The sequence below is a fragment of the Agaribacillus sp. DX54 genome, from assembly GCF_056858335.1.
Genome location: NZ_JBXEQE010000010.1, coordinates 117,129 through 137,439, shown reverse-complemented (window position 1 = coordinate 137,439; position 20,311 = coordinate 117,129). Strand labels below are relative to the sequence as shown.

General features: G+C 45.1%; 9 protein-coding genes. 8 read left to right on the top strand and 1 reads right to left on the bottom strand.

What is annotated here, in order from left to right; genetic code table 11:
* Nucleotides 1-12 precede the first annotated feature (12 nt).
* Nucleotides 13-2,496, bottom strand: a complete 2,484-nt coding sequence (locus AC04NP_RS13210; protein WP_482860232.1) for a glycoside hydrolase family 31 protein — start codon at nucleotides 2,494-2,496, stop codon at nucleotides 13-15.
* A gap of 584 nt (nucleotides 2,497-3,080) precedes the next feature.
* On the opposite strand from AC04NP_RS13210, the gene AC04NP_RS13205 reads away from it, so the two are divergent.
* From AC04NP_RS13205 to glpK, 8 genes are all read left to right on the top strand, one after another.
* On the top strand, nucleotides 3,081-6,095 hold the full coding sequence (locus AC04NP_RS13205) for a SusC/RagA family TonB-linked outer membrane protein (RefSeq protein ID WP_482860231.1): 3,015 nt from the start codon (nucleotides 3,081-3,083) through the stop codon (nucleotides 6,093-6,095).
* An 18-nt stretch (nucleotides 6,096-6,113) separates the two neighbouring features.
* Nucleotides 6,114-7,688 (top strand): RagB/SusD family nutrient uptake outer membrane protein, encoded by a 1,575-nt coding sequence (locus tag AC04NP_RS13200; RefSeq protein ID WP_482860230.1) that lies wholly within the window; start codon nucleotides 6,114-6,116, stop codon nucleotides 7,686-7,688.
* 113 nt (nucleotides 7,689-7,801) lie between these two features.
* Nucleotides 7,802-11,146 (top strand): VCBS repeat-containing protein, encoded by a 3,345-nt coding sequence (locus AC04NP_RS13195; protein ID WP_482860229.1) that lies wholly within the window; start codon nucleotides 7,802-7,804, stop codon nucleotides 11,144-11,146.
* Entirely contained in the window at nucleotides 11,143-14,487 is a 3,345-nt protein-coding gene (locus AC04NP_RS13190; protein WP_482860228.1) for a VCBS repeat-containing protein, read from the top strand. Before AC04NP_RS13195 ends, AC04NP_RS13190 begins: the two co-directional genes overlap by 4 nt.
* 137 nt (nucleotides 14,488-14,624) lie before the next feature.
* The gene (locus tag AC04NP_RS13185) at nucleotides 14,625-16,019 is read left to right on the top strand and encodes a vanadium-dependent haloperoxidase (RefSeq protein ID WP_482860227.1); all 1,395 of its coding nucleotides are present in this window, start codon (nucleotides 14,625-14,627) and stop codon (nucleotides 16,017-16,019) included.
* Between the two features lie 247 nt (nucleotides 16,020-16,266).
* Complete coding sequence (locus AC04NP_RS13180) at nucleotides 16,267-17,991, top strand: sodium:solute symporter (RefSeq protein ID WP_482860226.1); 1,725 nt, start codon at nucleotides 16,267-16,269, stop codon at nucleotides 17,989-17,991.
* A 15-nt stretch (nucleotides 17,992-18,006) separates the two neighbouring features.
* Entirely contained in the window at nucleotides 18,007-18,801 is a 795-nt protein-coding gene (locus AC04NP_RS13175; protein ID WP_482860225.1) for an MIP/aquaporin family protein, read from the top strand.
* A 24-nt stretch (nucleotides 18,802-18,825) separates the two neighbouring features.
* Nucleotides 18,826-20,310 carry a glycerol kinase GlpK gene (glpK, locus tag AC04NP_RS13170; RefSeq protein WP_482860224.1) on the top strand — a complete coding sequence of 495 codons (1,485 nt, stop codon included), beginning with the start codon at nucleotides 18,826-18,828 and terminating at the stop codon, nucleotides 20,308-20,310.
* The last annotated feature ends 1 nt before the right edge of the window (nucleotide 20,311 follow it).

The following is a 20,311-nucleotide window of genomic DNA, read 5'->3' as shown; positions in this document are numbered from 1 at the left end:
ACCTGATAACTGTTATTCCTCCTTTTTCGGCTTCTCATTGTCAGAGGTTACCCTTTCTACCGGGCTTATCCTCGATAGCTTAAGTTCTGAAAAATTATGATCCACAACCGCAGTAAAGGTTTTTTTATCTTTTTGCTCTTCCAGGCTTACCTGCTTTCCATCAACCAGGCAAGTATCCGGTATGAAGTCCACACCATGAAAAGTTAGCAGATAGGTTTTATACGAAGTGTCAAAATTTCCTTCGGAAGATTGCCTGAGCGTTAAGGCATCCTTTTGTCCGGAAAAACTGAATTTCTTGAGCTTGTAGTCCTGCTCCTTGTATTCATACCCGTCACCCCTGTCTTCATAAAGCGTACTTTCGTTGTCCACTTTTCCGTGATACACATGCAGGTCCAATTGTTTTACTTCAAATTCACCGACGTATTGCATCACTGGGTTTAAAGCCAAAACCGCACCGGCTTTCACAAAAAACGGGATAATATCCAGTGGGGCGTCTACCCACATTTCCCCTGCTTCTACCGATAATTGATCTGTCCAGAAGTTATACCAGGGGCCTTTCGGCAGGTACATCCATCTTCCCTCGGCACCTGGACTGGAAATGGGGCAAATCAATGTGTTTTCTCCCAGGGCAAATTCTTCTTTTCGGTGATAGGTTTCCGGATCGTCCTGACATAACATATGCAGGGATTGGACCATGGGTGTACCGTCATTCACATATTGCCAGAAAGCCGTATAAATATGAGGCAGCAGTCGGTACCTGAATTCTATGTATTGCTTAACAATCTTTTCATATTTCGGCCCAAAAGTCCAGGGCTCCTTATCACCGTGATCTCCCGAGGAATGGGTCCTGAAAAAAGGATGGAAGGCAGCCATCTGTATCCATCTGGTATATAGTTCACCATCAGAGCTCTCAATGAATCCGCCCACATCACTTCCTGCAAATGAAATGCCGGATACACTAAGTCGTTGGCATTGACGGTTGGCAATTTTGAGATGCTCCCAACTAGCTACATTGTCACCGGTCCACACACACGCATAGCGTTGTACCCCTGCATAGGCAGACCGCGTAATATTAAATGGCCTCACGTTATCGAAAAACTTCTTTTGCCCCATATAAGTGGCTTTTGCCATTTGCATGCCATAGACATTATGCGCCTTCCTGTGGCTGCAGGGATGGCCATCGTAGTCATGACGGACATGGAAAGGAAAGGTACCTTCTTCAAAAACCGCCGGCTCATTCATGTCATTCCAAACCCCTTTTACCCCTTCCTTGACCAACCCTTCAAAAAGACCTGCCCACCAGGTTCTCACGTCGGGCAGCGTGAAGTCCGGAAAATGACAAAGACCCGGCCACACGCTTCCGCGAAAATTGTTTCCATCTCCGTTTTTGCAGAAATAATCATTTTCAATGCCTTCATTATACACCCGGTAATTCTTGTCAATTTTAATACCGGGATCGATAATCACCACTGTCTGAAAGCCACCACTGGCCAGATTAGCGATCATTTTGCCGGGGTCGGGGAAGTGCTCTTTGTTCCAGGTAAAACATCTGAAGCCATCCATGTAGTCAATATCGAGATGGATTACATCACACGGAATTTTCTTTTTCCTGAATTTTGCAGCCAGATCCATGACCACCTTTTCGGGATAATAACTCCATTTGCTTTGGTGATAACCCAGGGACCACAAGGGTGGCATTTCAGGAGTGCCGGTGATCTTCGCATAGGTACGGCAGACATCCAGCAACTGCGGGCCATAAATGAAGTAATAACGCATCTCACCCCCCTGGGCCCAAAAGCTGTAAACATTTTCCCGCTCTTTTCCAAAATCAAAAAAACTCCTGAAGGTGTTATCGAGAAAAATACCGTAACCGATGTTGTGATGAAGTCCTACATAAAAGGGGATATTTTTATAAATCGGATCGGAGTCTTTCTGAAAACCATAAAAATCCGTTCCCCAAAGCTGCTGTACCTTACCCCTGAGATTCAAATTACCGGGTTTGTCCCCCAGACCATAAAAGTTCTCTGCTTGTTGAAGCTTTTTGGTGCAGATCACAACATTACCACCGTAATTTCTTTCCTGTACCCAGTGGTATCCTTTCTCATCTTCCTGAATAATATTGTCGTGTTTATCCAGGATTTTGGTACGGAGATCATCTTTAGAGATGAAGCACTTTATTTGTTCAGTGGAAATCAGGTAATATTCTTTTTCCTCCTTGAAACCAATGGCGACCTCTTCCTGCTGAAATTTGTCGTCTACCGCGTAACTGAAATCATCTTCAAATGACTCGAAGTTGGCATACCTGAATCTAAAAATTCTCTCGTTGTAAACCCGGAACTCCAGGGTTGTCTCACCGGCTTCAAAATAAAAGGTATTATCCTCCCTGCGAAAACCCGTAACTGTAGAAGGATAAAACTCCCCCTCCCTTCTGTCATCAAAATTCTCGATATAGTTACCCTCAAAGGCGGCCTTCTTTGGCTCCACTGCTTTTTCCATAATTTTAAATGACTTTTGGTCTTAACAATGTAAGTAGTAAATATACAACTATTGAGCTATTGAAAAAGCAAATTTAGAAAGCCTGGGTTTACCGCAAAGGTTTGCGGAAGAAAGTTTTTGTTTTTTTTAAAAAAAAAGTGGCTGCACGATTACCCCCATTTTACCGCGAAACATAAAAAACACAAATCCAATTCACCGAAAATATTTAAAAAGTACAATTTGCGTTTATTAAATCATTTACTCCGCCAGTTATCCGATTATAATTTATTAATTTCTCATCGCGCCAAAAAACATTTTTTTGACAAATTTTATACCGCAAACGTTTGCGGTTCCGATTTCGTTCAATTGGGCCTTATAATACCTTTAAATTTCATGGTATTTTGGGTTTTTATTCTTAATATTGAATAAGAGCTTACTATTAATTCCGAAAAATACAGGGATCGGCCAGCCGGTCTTTTGAAGACTTTACCATAAAAGCCTAATAAATTTATAATTATTTCAATCATGGTTTAACACACTAAATCTTAAAATATAGGAAAAAGGAAAAATCATATTTAATACTTTTTAACTAAACTCTAATGCATATGAATCAAGTTTATCTATTCACTAGAAAATTGCTGGTGATGTTAATAGGTTTCGGTGTGTCTTTTCAGGTGGCTTCACAAAACATTACAGTCACCGGGAAAATCACATCTGCCGATGACGGATCGGGTGTACCAGGAGCCAATATTCTGGAGAAAGGCACCACCAATGGGGCCATTACCGATGTTGACGGCAATTTTTCTATTAATGTTCCGGGCGATGCGACCCTGGTAGTATCTTTCATTGGCTTCATCGCCCGGGAAGTGCCGGTGAATGGGCGGTCATCCATCGATGTGGTTTTACAAACCGATGTCCAGGAACTGGCAGAGGTTGTGGTCATTGGTTACGGCCAGGTAGAGGCAAAAGATGCCACCGGAGCCATTAATTCCATTAAGGAGAAAGATTTCAACAGAGGTGTGATATCTTCCCCTGAACAGCTCATCCAGGGTAGAACCGCAGGGGTGCAGATCACCAACTCAAGCGGTGAACCGGGCGGAGGCGTAAACATCAGAATTCGTGGTACGTCCTCTGTGAGAAGTGGCAATAACCCGCTTTTTGTAGTAGATGGTGTACCTTTGAGCGGTGATGACACCTCAGCCAGTGGCTCCAATGCCAGTTTTGGCAATAGTTCTGCCAGGAATCCCCTGAATTTTATCAATCCAAATGATATTGCCAGCATCGACATTCTGAAAGATGCTTCCGCAACGGCTATTTACGGGTCCAGGGGTGCCAATGGGGTGGTAATCATTACTACCAAAAGTGGAAAAGCCGGCCAGGGAAAATTAGATTACGCCTACAACCTGGGGGTGGCCACCATTTCTGAGAAATATGACCTGTTGGATGCCAATGAATTTCTCGATGCTTATGCAGGTTTTAACGGACAGCAGGCGGCGGATGATATAAATGGAGGTGCTGCCACCGACTGGCAGGACGAAATCTTCAGAACAGGTATAACCCACAGTCACAACGTTTCATATGGAGGAGGGGATGAAAAAGGGGATTTCAGGTTCTCACTGTCCTATTTCGATCAGGAAGGAATTGTGGAGCGAAGCGGACTTCAGCGGGTTTCAGGACGGTTTAATGGAACCAGAAAGTTCGTCAACGACAGGTTGAAGATTTCTACCCAGTTTACCGTAGCAGATACTGATGATGAAAATGTACCCATTACCGATAACTCCGGGTTCAGGGGCGATTTGCTGGGTACCGCGCTGAAAATGAATCCAACCCTGCCGGTACGAAACCCGGATGGCACGTTTGTGCAACCCAGCCTGACAGAAACTAACCCGATAGCGATGTTGGAATTCAGCAAAAGCTTTACAAGCACACTGAGGGCGCTGGGAAATGTGTCTGCCGAATTTGAAATCATCAAGGGATTGTCATTTAAGACAGTTGTTGGATTCGACAGGTCTTTTTCTTCCAGGAAAGATGCTTATTCGAGGGACCTGAAAGCTGAAGGCATTGAAGATCAAGGGCGTTTGTTTGTAGGCGATATTGAAATAAATAACCAGTTGTGGGAAAATTATTTTACTTATAACACTACATTGGGAAATGATATTGAGTTAGACGCTCTGGCAGGTTATTCCTACCAAAGCTTTGAGTTTGAAGCATCTAACTTTGAATTTACCAACTTCAGAACCAGTGACCTGAATCTGATGATCAATAATTTTGCCTCTGCGGCCATTGAAGATTCAAATGGAGAACTGCAACAAACCGTCGTCGGCACGAATTCCGAAAGCAGGGAGGATGAACTTCAATCATTTTTCGGAAGGGTGAATTTAAGCGTTCAGGACAAATATCTTTTCACGGCTACCCTCAGGGCTGACGGGTCAACCCGGTTTGGCAGCGGCAACAGGTATGGATACTTCCCTTCCTTCGCCTTTAAATGGAGGCTGGGAGAAGAAAACTTCCTGCCTGCAGCGTTTTCCGATCTGAGTCTCCGGTTAAGTTATGGTATTACCGGCAACCAGGAGATCCCTCACAACTTGTTCCAGGAGCGTCAACGATATGCTGATTGGGACATTAATGAGAATGGTGACATTGAAGGAGGAGGGCTGGAGACCGTAGCCTTTCCAAATCCTGACCTGAAATGGGAGTCGACCTCTCAAATCAATATTGGCGTAGATTTCGCCTTTTTGGATAGCAGGTTAAGTGGTTCTTTGGATTTGTACAGGAAAAACACCAATGATCTACTTATTCAGTTAAATAGCGCCCAACCGGCCGTTCAACAGTTCTTCTGGACAAACCTCGACGCCGATGTGATCAACAGAGGTATTGAGCTCTCCCTGAATGGTGTTATCAAAGATCAGGGAAAACTACGGTGGGATGTGCTGGCCAACATAGCCTACAACGATAACGAAGTACAGAATTTTGATAAACTGATCAATACCGGTGACATTGACGGGCAGGGACTAACAGGCGCATTTTCCCAGCGTATTGCCGAAGGGCAACCTTTGTTTGCCTATTTCCTGAGAGATTTTGCAGGTTATGATGAAAGTGGGATTTCAATCTACTCACAGGGGGATATTCAAAACTTTACCGGTGACAGCCCTTTGCCCACGGTCAACGCAGGGTTAACCAATAATTTCTCTTACGGGAACTTTGATCTGTCCGTATTCTTTAGTGGACAATTCGGCCACTCTGTTTACAGCAACACAGCCAACGCATTTTTCACAGCGGGCTCGCTGGCCAACGGAAGAAACGTGACAAGAGATGTGGTAGGCAACGGGGAAAGTCCGTTGAATACACCTGATGTATCCACAAGGTTTCTGGAAAAAGGAGATTTTATCAGGTTGCAAAATGTTTCTTTAGGATACAATGTGCCCCTGCAAAGTGAGTTTATATCGAGTTTGCGTTTTTTTATAGCGGGACAAAACTTATTCGTCATTACCGATTACAGCGGGCAGGATCCTGAAGTAAATGTCAATAAGGCAATTGATGATGTGCCATCTTTTGGAATAGACTATACCACCTATCCACGAGCACGCACATTTACATTTGGCGCCAACATATCATTTTAAATAATAAACAAAAGTAAAATGAATAATAAGACTTTAATCAATAAGTTGCTGCTGTTGGTATGGGGGATATTCATATATTCCGGTTGTACCGATCTGGAAGTAGAAGAAAGGGACTCGATCGTGCTGGATGGGTCCGGTGGGTTCATAGCCGGCAATCCCACTGAATTGTTGAGTGCTGCGTACAATGACCTGGGTGCTTTGGCAAACCAGACCAATGTATATGCACTCTATACACATACCTCTGATGAAATGATCCCCCCTACCCGTGGTGTCGATTGGGGTGATAACGGCGTCTGGAGAACACTTCATGCGCACACCTGGGATTTTACCCATGCCTATGTCCTGGGCGCCTGGAATGAATTGAATGAACGCGCTTTCAAAGCTAACCAGATACTGGCTTCCGATCCCAGTACGCAGCAGGCTGCGGAAGCCAAGTTTTTAAGGGCATTTTATACCTTCCAGGTAATGGATTTATTCGGCCAGGTGCCATTCAGGGAAGTAGATGAAGGTGTCGAGGTAGATCCGCGGGTATTTAACCGCCAGCAGGCATTTGAATTTGTGCTTAAGGACCTTACTGAAGCCCTCCCGGACTTACCTGATCTTGGACCTGCCGCTCAAAATCCAAGGGCGTCAAAGGCTGCCGCCAGCACTTTGCTGGCGAGGTTGTATTTGAACAAAGCTGTCTACACCGCCGAAAATGCCGGTGAGCCCGGTGGCTTTGTTTTCGAGCGGGAAGATATGACCAGGGTGGTAGAATTTGCTGACGCTGTTGCAGCATCGGGATTCTCATTGGAAGATAACTACTTCACCAACTTCACCACAGAAGCCAGCAGTGAAATAGTTTTCACCTCCCCTGCCGGGTCAGGTGAAAACCGCTGGCAAATGACACTGCACTACAGCCAGAATCCAAGCGGATGGAATGGCTTTACCACACTGGCCGAATTCTACGATAAATTTGAGGCCAATGATCAAAGGATAGGTCAAGGCCCCGGTACTACGGATTATGTCTTTGATTCCAACGACTTTCCCGATGATATAGAGGACGACGATGATGATGGAAACACCGAGGAAGGAAAACCATTTAACGGAATCGGAAGAGGCTTTCTGATAGGTCAGCAGTATAATGATGATGGCACGGAAGCAGTTGACAGCCGCACCACCAGACTATTGCAATTTACACGCGACGTGCCACTTTCCGGTGCTGCTACTGAGAAAGGAATCAGGGCCATCAAATATCATCCGCGTACATCGGGTCAATACATATTGATGCGTTATGCCGATGTATTGTTGATGAAAGCCGAGGCTATTATGAGAGGAGGCACCAGTGGTGAAACCGCCCTGGACGTTGTGAATCAGTTAAGGGCAGTAAGAGGCGCTTCTGCGCTCAATTCAATCGATGAGGCTACCATGCTGGACGAAAGAGGAAGAGAGCTTTATTGGGAAGGCATCAGAAGAACTGACCAAATCAGGTTTGGTACCTATACTAACACGTGGTCAGAAAAAACGGCGCAGGAACCATTCAGGACATTGTTCCCTATCCCTCAGCAGGCCATAGATTCGAATCCGAATCTTGTGCAAAACCCTGGATACTGATTGATTATTCCGGCAAGTATGTTCAAGGTAGGTTACCCGGAGGGTAGCCTATCTTGCTTTTTGTTTTCAGATGATGCTTTAATACGCTAACCGATCACACTAAACCCATGTTGATGAGGAAGACACTGGTGGTTATCCTGCCCCTATTATTTTTGGGTTGCCATCCCAACCCACAACCCAATACCAAAACCCTTTTTGAAAGGATCAGTCCGGCTGTATGCGGAATCAAGTTCGCTAATACCGTAGAAAATACAAGGGATTTTAACATCTTCAGCTATCGCAATTTTTATAATGGTGGAGGGGTCGCCATTGGGGATATCAACAACGACGGGTTGGCTGATGTATATCTTACAGGTAATATGGGCGACAATAAACTTTTCCTGAATCAGGGAGATTTTAAGTTTAAAGATATAACAGCCACTTCCGGGGTTGCAGGTACCAAAGCATGGAGCACAGGAGTGGTGATGGTTGATATTGACAAGGATGGACTCTTGGATATTTATGTCTGCAACGCCGGTTACGTTAAGGGATATGACCAGGAAAACGAATTGTTCATCAATCAGGGCGACCTTACTTTTAAGGAGTCTGCCAAAGATTATCGGTTAAACGAAAACGGCTACACAACCCATGCCGCATTTTTTGACTATGACCTGGATGGCGATCTGGATGCTTATATTTTAAACAACAGTTTTATACCTGCCAACACCTTAAATTACAGTAACAAGAGAGATGTCTACGCAGAAGACTGGCCGGTTGAGGATTTCATGAAAGGTGGAGGTGACAAGTTGCTAAGGAATGACGGTGGCATTTTTCAAGATGTGACCAGGGAATCGGGTATATATGGCAGTTTAATCGGTTTCGGCCTTGGTATAACCATTGGTGATATCAATAATGACTTTTTGCCCGATATGTATGTGTCCAACGATTTTTTTGAAAGGGACTACCTTTACATCAACCAGGGGGATGGCACATTCTCTGAGGAAATCAAAAACCGGATGGGCCATATCAGCTTATTCTCCATGGGTGCCGATATGGCAGATATCAACAACGATGGATATCCCGAAATATTTGTGACCGAAATGCTACCGGATAACGAAACCCGGGTTAAAACCAAAACCATGTTTGAGAATTACAACATCTACTTGCTAAAGCAACAGCGTGATTTTTACCACCAATACATGCATAACACCCTGCAATACAACAATAAAAACCAGTCATTTAGTGAAATATCCTGGTACAGCGGGGTGGCGGCTTCTGACTGGAGCTGGGGGGCGCTGATGTTTGACGCGGATAACGATGGTTTCCGCGATATTCTGGTTTGCAATGGTATTTACAAAGATATCACCGATCAGGATTTTATAGATTTTTTCGCCAATGAAATGACACAAAAAATGGCGCTCACAGGAAAAAAGGAGGAAATGCAGGTCATTCTTGACAGCATGCCGTCAGAACCACAGGTCAATAAGTTTTTTCATAACAACCAGGATTTAACATTCAAAGATAAAGCCATGGCCTGGGGCCTGGGTGCGCCTTCATTTTCCAATGGGGCCGCTTATGGCGATTTAGACAATGACGGAGACCTGGATCTCGTAATCAATAACCTGAATCAGGAGGCATTTATTTACAAAAACCATAGCCAGGATCTTCTCCAAAATCATTTTTTATCCCTTCGACTCAAAGGATCCCCTGGCAATACTTTTGCCATCGGTGCAAAAACCTATCTTTACCAAGGCCATGAAATCTTAAATTTTGAATTAATTCCAACCAGGGGCTTCCAATCATCGGTGGATTACAAAATGGTGTTTGGACTGGGTAAATCCGGACAACCGGACTCTTTGGAAATTTTCTGGCCGGATAAAACCAGAACGCTGCTTAAAAACCCACCCATAGATACTACTTTGACCGTTGAATACAGTAACCATCAACGGGGAGTGGCCGGGAATCTTAACCAGGCCGATACCCAAAATCCGGAAGCATTTGCCTATTTCCAAAAAACGGATATCGCGCTTGAAAGCCATAAAGAGGATAATTTCGTCGATTTTTACGCTGAGGGATTGGTGATGCGTATGCTATCCAGAGAAGGCCCCGAAGCCAAAGCCGGCGATGTCAATGGCGATGGACTGGATGATCTGTATGTGGGAGGTGCTGCGGGACAGGCAGGTCAGTTATACCTGCAGACCCAAAATGGCTTTATCAAATCAGCACAGCAGGTATTGACCGCCCATTCATTTTATGAGGACACTGCCGTTAAGTGGCTGGACATTGACAACGACGGTGATCTCGATCTTTTTTTGGGTTCAGGGGGAAACAATAGCCCGCTCAAAAGCAGCGCCATGCAGGATCGTATTTATTTAAATGATGGCCACGGTAATTTTGAGGAAAAGCCGGATGCCCTGCCCATCAATGGGCTGAATACCTCGGTGATGGTTCCCTTTGATCTCGATGAGGATGGCGATTTGGATATGTTTGTGGGAAGCAGGAGTATTCCTAACAAATATGGTGTACCTCCTATAAGTTTCATTTATCAAAACGACGGCCAGGGCAATTTCAAAAACATCACCCGAAACTATGCCCCCATGCTGGCTACCACCGGCATGATTACCGACGCACTGCTGGCGGATATCACCGGTAATGGACGCAAAGAGCTGATCCTGGTGGGGGAATGGATAGGTCCGGTGATTTTTGAGATCACCACAGACAAACTGGTACCACTTCGATCTAATCTAAATGCGTTTAAGGGCTGGTGGTACGCAGTGGAATCCAACGACATGGATGGAGATGGAGATCAGGATCTTATTTTGGGTAACCGGGGCGAGAATTTCTACTTCACCGGTACCCGGGAAGCTCCGTCAAAACTCTGGGTGTGGGATTTTGATAACAACGGAACCATTGAAAAAATCATCACGCGCAATGTCGGGGGAAAAGACATGCCGGTTACCCTCAAAAAAGAACTCACTGACCAGATTGTAAGCCTGAAAAAGAAAAACCTGAAACACACGGAGTATGCAGGCAAGTCGATGCAGGACCTGTTCGATGATGAAGTGATCAAAAAGGCGGTCGTGTACGAAGGTAACTGGTTCAGATCTGCCCTGGCAGTTAATGAAGGAAACGGCCAGTTTACCATGAAACCACTACCCAAAGAGGTGCAGTTTTCCTGTGTGTCGGACATTTATTGCAGGGATCTCAATGGGGATAAGTTGCCTGATCTGATTTTAGGAGGAAATGATGCAGGTTTTACACCGCAGTTCTCAAAGCTGGACGCAAGTTATGGCCATGTTCTTTTGAATCAGGGAGAAGGGCAATTCAAATGGATTGAAACCAAAAATAGCGGTTTGTTAGTAAAAGGTGATGTAAAACACTTTGAAGCACTAACAATAGGGAATGAACCTTTCCTTTTGATTACCATTAACAACAGCGCGCCTTTTTTGTATAAAATTAAAAGTGCTGAAGCCCTATGAGAAAGCCCATTGTTTTAAAGATACTACCCTTTTGGTATGTATTGCTGGCCTTGAATGGCCTGCCAGGCTGCAGTGACCGGTATGCCTCGAAAGCACAGTTCGTATTATTAACAAAAGATAAAACCGGCCTGCACTTCACCAACGAAATCATTCAAAGTCCTGAGTTCAATGTGTTCAACTATATGTACTTTTTCAATGGTGGTGGGGTTGCCGCCGGGGATTTTAACAACGATGGCTTCATTGATTTGTTTTTCACCAGCAACATGGGCGAAAACAAAATGTTTCTGAACGAGGGCAACTTTCAATTCAGGGACATTACCAAAGCTGCGGGCATAGCAGGCATGGAGGGTTGGACTTCCGGTGCTACTATGGTCGATATCGACCATGACGGACTCCTGGATATTTATGTAAGCCAGGTTGGCGATTATCAGATTCTTAAAGGAAAAAACCAGTTATACGTTTGCCAACAAATAAAAGACGGGATTCCTGTCTACCGGGATATGGCAGAGGCGTATGGCTTGGACCTGGTAGGTTTTTCCACACAGGCATCCTTTTTCGACTATGACCTGGATGGCGACCTGGACATGTTTCAGCTCAATCATTCCTTGCACCGGCATGGAACATTCGGGAAAAAAAAGGTCTTTCAGCACACAGCCCATCCCTTGTCGGGCGATAAGTTAATGCGAAATGATAACGGTAAATTCGTAAATGTATCCCGTGAAGCAGGCATCCACAGCAGCGTAATCGGCTACGGACTGGGCATTGTTACCGGTGATATCAACAATGATGGCTGGCCTGATATGTATATCGGGAATGATTTCCATGAAAATGACTACCTGTATATCAATCAGCAAGACGGCACTTTCAAAGAAGTTTTGACCGGGCAAATGATGCATACAAGCCGTTTTTCGATGGGTGTCGATATGGGAGACATCAACAACGACGGAAATCCGGATCTTGTTTCCCTCGACATGCTTCCCTACGACCCCGTTATCCTCAAAAGCTCGCTGGGCGAGGATGGTTATGCTATTTTCCAGTTTAAACTGGGGCATGGCTATAACCATCAATATGCCAGAAACAACCTGCAGCTTAACAATGGTAACGGTACCTTTAGTGAAATTGCGCAATTCTCCGGTATTCATGCCACTGATTGGTCCTGGGCGCCTCTCTTTCTGGATTTTGATCACGATGGATATCAGGATCTTTTCGTAAGCAACGGCATCCCCAGGCGAATGAATGATATCGATTACATCAATTTCCGTATGCAAGCCAATGATATTGACCCGAAATCAGCACTTAACCCTTGGGACGAATCAGATTTGGCGATTGTGGAAAAAATGCCCCGGATAAAGCTGCCAAACAGGTTTTTCAGCAACAAAAAAAATCTGCAATTCGAGCTTTTGGAGGAAACAATCATCAACAACCTGCCTTCCTTTTCCAACGGGGCTGCCTACGCTGACCTGGACAATGACGGTGACCTGGATATCATTGTCAACAACATTGAAGATGAACCTTTTGTCTATAAAAATCATACGATAGAAAACGCTATGTCACAAAACAGTTTTTTAGCGTTTAAATTTTCCGGTCCACCGCTCAACCTTCAAGGTTTGGGGGCCAAAGTGGTGGTATTTAAGCAAGGGGACGTGTTAACCCGTGAAAATTTTCCAGTCAGGGGGTATCAATCCAATGTTCAACCGGGCGTACACCTTGGCATCGGTGATGCAGGACTTGTAGACTCCGTGTTAGTTATCTGGCCGGATCATCGCTATCAAAAGATAACGGAGCCTGCATTTAATCAAATGGATACAGTCCGCTGGCAACAGGAATTACCAAAATTTAATTTTAAGTGGATGAAGCACAAGGAAAACCCAGTGATAGATTTTGCAGACAAAACCGATTCCCTCAAATTATCCTACAGGCACGAAGAAAATAAATTCATCGAATTTAACCGGGAGGCTTTGATGCCCAACATGGTTTCATCCGAAGGGCCGGCTTTAGCTGTGGGAGATGTAAACGGGGATAGCTTGGAGGATATATTTATAGGTGCTTCCAAAAGAAAAACCAGTGCACTGCTGCTGCAAACCAAAGATGGCAAATTCAGGCTCGCGACACCGGTGGCCCTGAAGTCGGACAGTATCTACGAAGATGTCGACGCTATATTTACAGACATTGAAAACGATGGCGATCTGGATCTGGTGGTAGCCTCCGGGGGAAATGAATTCTCAGGAACCTCGGAATACCTGAAACAAAGGGCCTACATCAATGACGGAAAAGGGGAACTGAAACGGCAGGATCTGTTTAAAGATGTCTATATGACCGCCTCTTGCGTTCTTCCGGCCGATGTTAACAACGACGGTTATACAGACCTGTTTTTCGGCGGGAGGGCGATACCCAGAAATTATGGTAAAATTCCCGATTCCTTTCTGTTTATCAACAATAAAAAAGGTGGATTTGAGGAAAAAACAGACCAATATCATAAGCAACTCAAAAAAATTGGCCTGGTGAAGGACGGACACTGGACCGATATCGATCATGACGGCGACCAGGATTTGCTTTTGGCCGTAGAATGGGAGCCCGTTAAAATTTTTGTCAACAACCTGCACAGCTTTTCATTGACTGAGGCCGGCAGCCAGAGGGGGTGGTGGAATTTTGTCCTGCCTTTCGATTTTGACCGGGATGGAGACCTGGATATAGTTGCCGGAAATGTCGGCAAAAATTCGAGGCTAAAACCTACCGATAAAGAACCGCTGCGCATGTACGTAGACGATTTTGATGATAACGGGCAAATTGAACAAATCCTTACCTACTTCCTGGGAGATCGCGAAATTCCGTTTGCCAGTTATGCCGAACTCACAGGCCGGATGGTATCACTGAAAAAGAAATATCTGTATGCCAATGATTTGGCGAAGGCTTCGCTTGAGGAGATATTTGGCAAAGAAAAACTAAAAACCGCACAGATTTTTGAAGCCAACAATCTCGCCAGCGGGATATTTGAAAATACCGGCAATGGCGAGCAATTTGTTTTTAAACCCTTGCCTGGCGCCGCTCAGTGGTCTACCCTGGAGGCAGGAATTGTTTATGACTTCGGTCCCGAACATGGGGAACAGTTGGTGGTGGGTGGCAATTTTTACGACTGTAATATTGAAATGGGCAGATACGATGCCAATTTTGGTAACTTAATCAGTTTCAAAAATGGCCACTTTGACATACATCCACTGGGTAACCTGAAGATCATGGGGCAGGTTCGCCGCATCGAGGCTATTGAAATTGCCGGTTTGACACACTTCATCGTGGCCAAAAACAATGAACCCCTACAAGTCATTCAACCTATCATCCGCTAAATGCGAGGAGTAGAATTTTCAGTGGTGCAAAGTGAGTTGACATAAATAATAGCACATTTTCGGTTAAATAAGCCAATCTTTGCATAATTTTACAGAATGAGTTAAAATGCGCTTTTTTTATGATAACCGTTTCAATCATGAGAACCAATTTCACAGTCAGTACACTGGTTTCGATGCTGTCTGTCTTCTTCCTGATAAGCTGTCAAAACAATCGAGGAAGCTACGACAAGGAAGCAGCGGCTAATCCCGAGCTTTTTCATCGATCACTAAAGCAACTGACCGATGTGATCGTCTACGATATTTTTTCCCCGCCTGTAGCCAGCAGGATTTATGCCTACCCAAGTATTGCCGCTTACGAAGTGATGATTCATGAAAACCCCGGTTATCAATCCATGGCAGGGCAGCTTCACGAGCTTACCGAAGTACCGAAACCGGAACCGGAAGCTGCTTATTGTTTTCCCCTGGCCAGTATACAGGCCTTTCTGACAGTTGGCAAAGCCCTTATATTTTCTGAGGAGAAAATGGATGAATTCAAAGACAAAATTTATCGAAGGTACAAGGATATGGGCGTTACCGGCCGCCTTTTCAAACGTTCTGTGGCATATGGCAACAAAGTGGCCGAACACATACTGGCCTGGGCTGACACCGATAATTACAAGGAAACCAGGACTTATCCAAAGTTCACTATCAACGATGACTCATCCAGATGGCAACCTACCCCTCCGGCCTATATGGATGCCATTGAGCCTCATTGGAACAAAATACGAACATTTCTTTTGGATTCTGCCGATCAGTATATCCCCACCCCCCCTACCCCTTTCAGCTTGAAAAAAGAAAGCCAGTTTTATAAAGAGTTGATGGAAGTCTACGAAACCGGTAAAAACCTGACTGATGAGCAATCTGCCATTGCCGAATTCTGGGATTGCAACCCTTATATTTCCCACCAGCAGGGCCATGTGATGTTTGCGACCAAAAAGATCACTCCCGGTGGACACTGGATGGGCATCACGACCATTGCCACCCGGGTGGAAAAATCCGGCTTCATGGAAACCATAGAGGCTTACACCCTGGTTTCCATTGCCCTGGCCGATGCCTTCATCAGTTGCTGGGATGAAAAGTACCGGAGTGAATTGATCCGGCCTGAAACCGTTATCAATCAATACATTGACGAAAACTGGGCGCCATTATTACAAACCCCTCCTTTCCCTGAATATACCAGTGGTCACAGTGTCATCTCCGCCGCTGCAGCTACGGCGCTTACTCATTTATTCGGTGAACCCTTTCATTTTGTAGACACCATCGAGGTGGAGTATGGACTGCCTCCCAGAACATTCGCGTCATTTTTCCAGGCGTCAGACGAGGCGGCCATCAGCCGGTTGTACGGAGGCATCCACTACATGCCGGCTTGTAAAATAGGCGTGGAACAAGGCAGACAGGTCGGCAAATTTATCATCGATCATCTCATCACCTCAAGTCAAAATGCGGGGGTCCGGGAAAATGGAGAGGCGAAAAATGAGGAGGAATCTTCATAGACCTTAGACAATAGCGGAAGCCGGAATGCCTTGCTTTTGCATTTTCAGTTTTTATTGACAAATTTCAATCGTTTGCGGTATAATATTTTGATTTTATATAAGTATTCCATATGAATTTTTGAAATTTCTTTTTATTATTGGAAAGGGTCAAAAGCACCGTTACCACTACCGGTCTTAGTGTAAGGTTGGCTATATTGTTTTGATCAATGCTCATGCTTTCTACTTCTAAATCTAAGTCAATTTGCCTATGGAAACTTTCAACCTTAGTCCACTGGACCTTGGGATCATAGGGGTGTATATGCTGGGGATTGTCATCTATGGTATTAAAAAAGGAAAACAAAAAACTTCGGAGGATTATTTTTTAGGGGGCCGCACCATGACATGGCCTGTCGTAGGAATCGCCCTTTTTTCAGCCAATATCTCGAGCGCTACGCTGGTTGGTTTGGCGTCAGATGCATTCCAGACCAATATCAACGTTTACAATTATGAATGGTATGCCGTGGTGATACTTATTTTCTTTTCCATATTCTTCCTCCCTTTTTATCTGAAGTCAAAGGTATATACCATGCCCGAATTTTTGGAAAGACGGTATGACAAAAGGTCGAGGTATTACTTTTCATTTATCACGATTCTGGGAAATGTAATGGTGGATACGGCGGCCGGCTTATATGTGGGAAGTATAGTCCTGAAATTATTGTTTCCTGAGATTTCGTCTTCCACCATCATCGTTATTCTGGCTGTAGCAGCCGCTGCCTACACGATACCCGGGGGGCTGAATTCTGTGATACAAACAGAAGTCGTACAGGCCATTCTCCTCATCATAGGTTCCTGTCTGCTTACCTATTTTGCTTATGATCGGTTGGGAGCCGGTTGGAACGGTATGATGGCCAAGCTGGATACCCTTTTGTCAAACGGAGAGGTCAACTTCGGCAACCGGGCTGCCGAGGGCAAATATATTCCGGAAAACTCCGGGGAGGTATTCAGTCTGGTAAGACCCATCAATGATGAATTTATGCCCTGGTGGGGCCTGCTTACAGGTGTACCGTTATTAGGATTTTATTTTTGGGCTAATAATCAATTCATGGTGCAACGGGTGCTGGGCGCGAAGGATCTCAATCATGGACGGTGGGGAGCCTTGTTTGCCGGGTTGTTAAAACTGCCGGTGATCTTTATCATGGTCGTACCGGGAGTGCTCGCCCTGCTGTTATTTAATAAGCTCGACATTTCTTCATTGAATTATCCGCTGGCCTCTGGTGAAATGTGTAAAAATCTCGCCGATTGTCCTAACTTAACTTATCCTGTACTTTTGTTTCAATTACTGCCAACGGGGGTGTTGGGACTGGTGGTGGCTGGTCTGCTGGCGGCTATGATGTCATCGGTTTCGGCGACATTTAACTCGGCCTCTACGTTGATAACCATGGATTTTGTAAAACAAATGAGACCACAGATGACCAGCAAACAATTGGTAAGGGCAGGACAGATCGCTACGCTAACCCTTGTGGTGCTGGCTTCACTTTGGGTTCCTTATATCGAGCAGGTAAGTGATTCTTTATGGGGTTATCTGCAATTGGTCATTGCGTACACCAGTCCTCCGGTTGTATCTGCCTTTGTGCTGGGATTGTTTTGGCAACGTGCCAACAGCAACGGCGCCATTTTAAGCCTGATTGTCGGTGGTTCGGCAGCATTGTTCATGATATTTTCCCAGGCCTATGATACTTTGCCCGGCCTTAACGAGTTACATTTTTTGATGAAAGCCAACTTATTGTTTGTGCTCAGTCTGTCAGTTCATGTAGTGGTAAGCCTGGCAACTTCCGCTCCTGACGCTGTGCAGATAAAAGATTATACTTATAAAAGTGAATTATTCACAGAAGAAACAAAAGAACTGGCATCTTTGCCGTGGCACAAAAATTATCGTATCCTAGCCTTGTTTTTGTTGTTAATAACTGCTATTGTCGTAGGTATTTTTTGGTAACTAAATTTAATCGATATGTCTGTTTATTTAGGTGAACTCGTCGGAACTATGTTATTGATCATTTTAGGGGGTGGTGTAGTAGGCGGTGTGGTGCTGAAGGGATCAAAGGCTGAGAACTCCGGCTGGATTGTTATATGCATAGCCTGGGGGCTGTCTGTGGCTTTTGCCGTGTATGCAGTGGGCAATGTGAGCGGGGCACACATCAATCCTGCTGTAACACTGGCCCTGGCTTCGGTGGGTGAGTTTTCATGGCACCTGGTTCCGGGATATATTCTGGCGCAGGTTACCGGTGCTGCGGCCGGTGGTGCCATCGTTTGGATTCATTATTTGCCCCATTGGAAAAATACCGATGACAAAGCCGCCAAGCTTGCCGTGTTTTGTACTGCGCCTGCCATCCGCTCCAGTTCGGCCAATTTTGTCAGTGAAATGATCGGTACTATGATTTTAACGTTAGGCCTGCTGTTTATCGGAGCCAATAAATTTACCGAGGGTCTTAATCCACTAGTGGTCGGTGGCCTCATCATGGTTATTGGCTTCGGCCTGGGTGGAACCACTGGTTTTGCCATTAACCCGGCCCGTGATTTCGGCCCCAGGCTGGCACATTTCCTGCTGCCAATCAACGGCAAAGGTCACTCGGACTGGTCCTATTCCTGGATACCTGTAGCTGGTCCCATGGTAGGCGGTGTACTGGGTGCCCAGTTGTATGTAGCCCTCTTTCAGGGAACAATTACCACTACATTTTTGATTATGGTGGCCGTGGCAGTCATCAGCATTGTTTTAGCCATTGTAAATGAAAAGAAAAAATTGTAACCTTTGTCGCAAATTCAACAGAGCATGCGTAACCAATTCATCATCGCCTTAGACCAGGGAACCACTAGCTCGAGGGCTGTTTTATTTAATCATACAGGCACCATTGTCGCTATTACCCAACAGGAATTCACACAAATATTTCCTAAGTCAGGGTGGGTAGAGCATGATCCCATAGAAATCCTTACTTCTCAATATGTCGTGCTGAACAGCCTGATTGAAAACAATAAAATCAGCCCGGCAGATATTGCCGCCATAGGAATTACCAACCAGAGGGAAACAACCGTGGTATGGGATAAAAATACCGGTAAGCCGGTATATAATGCCATCGTATGGCAGGATACCAGAACTTCAGACATTTGCCAAAGGCTGAAAGACGAAGGCCTGGAAGACTACATAAAAACCAATACAGGGTTAGTCATAGATTCGTATTTTTCCGGCACCAAGGTAAACTGGATACTCGAAAATGTGGAAGGGGCCAAAGAAAAGGCGGCAAACGGTGATTTGCTGTTCGGTACGGTAGACAGTTGGCTGATCTGGAATATGACGGGCAGGAAAGTACATGTGACCGACTATTCGAATGCCTCCAGGACTTTACTATACAATATAAAGGAATTGGCCTGGGATGAGCAACTTCTCTCCATTTTAAACATACCGCGTTCCATGCTTCCGGAGGTGAAGCCATCGGGTTACCACTATGGTGACTATGCAATAGATGGTCATAAGATACCCATAGCAGGCATTGCCGGTGATCAACAGGCGGCACTATTCGGCCAGGCCTGCTTTGAACCGGGCATGGCCAAAAACACTTACGGAACGGGTTGCTTCATGTTGATGAATACCGGGGATAAATTGCAGTATTCCGATAGCGGCCTGCTAACTACTATTGCCTGGGGCCTCGATGGCCAGGTACATTACGCGCTGGAAGGAAGTATATTTATAGCAGGCGCCGCGATACAATGGCTGAGAGATGGTTTAAAACTCATTGACACTGCCCCGGACTCAGAATATTTTGCCAACAAGGTAAAAGACAGCCGTGAAATATACGTGGTTCCCGCATTTGCCGGGTTAGGTGCTCCTTACTGGGATATGTATGCCAGGGGTGCCATTTTTGGCCTTACCAGGGATACCGGTAAAAATCATATTATCAAGGCAACCCTTGAATCATTAGCTTACCAAACCAAAGATGTGCTTCATGCCATGGAGAAGGACTCGGGCATAAGTTTATCTGCCCTGAAGGTGGATGGAGGCGCGGCTGCCAACAATTTTATGATGCAATTCCAGGCCGATATACTGGGAGTACCCGTGGAACGGCCCGAGGTGATAGAAAGTACAGCCATGGGTGCAGCTTTTTTAGCAGGCATAACCATTGGTTTATGGAAAAAGGAAGATATTATCAAAAATCGCATAATTGAAAAAAAATTCACGCCCGATATGTCTGAACCGCTAAGAGATCAACTCTATAAAGGCTGGCAAAAGGCAGTCGACAAGTCGATGGGGTGGTTACAATGAT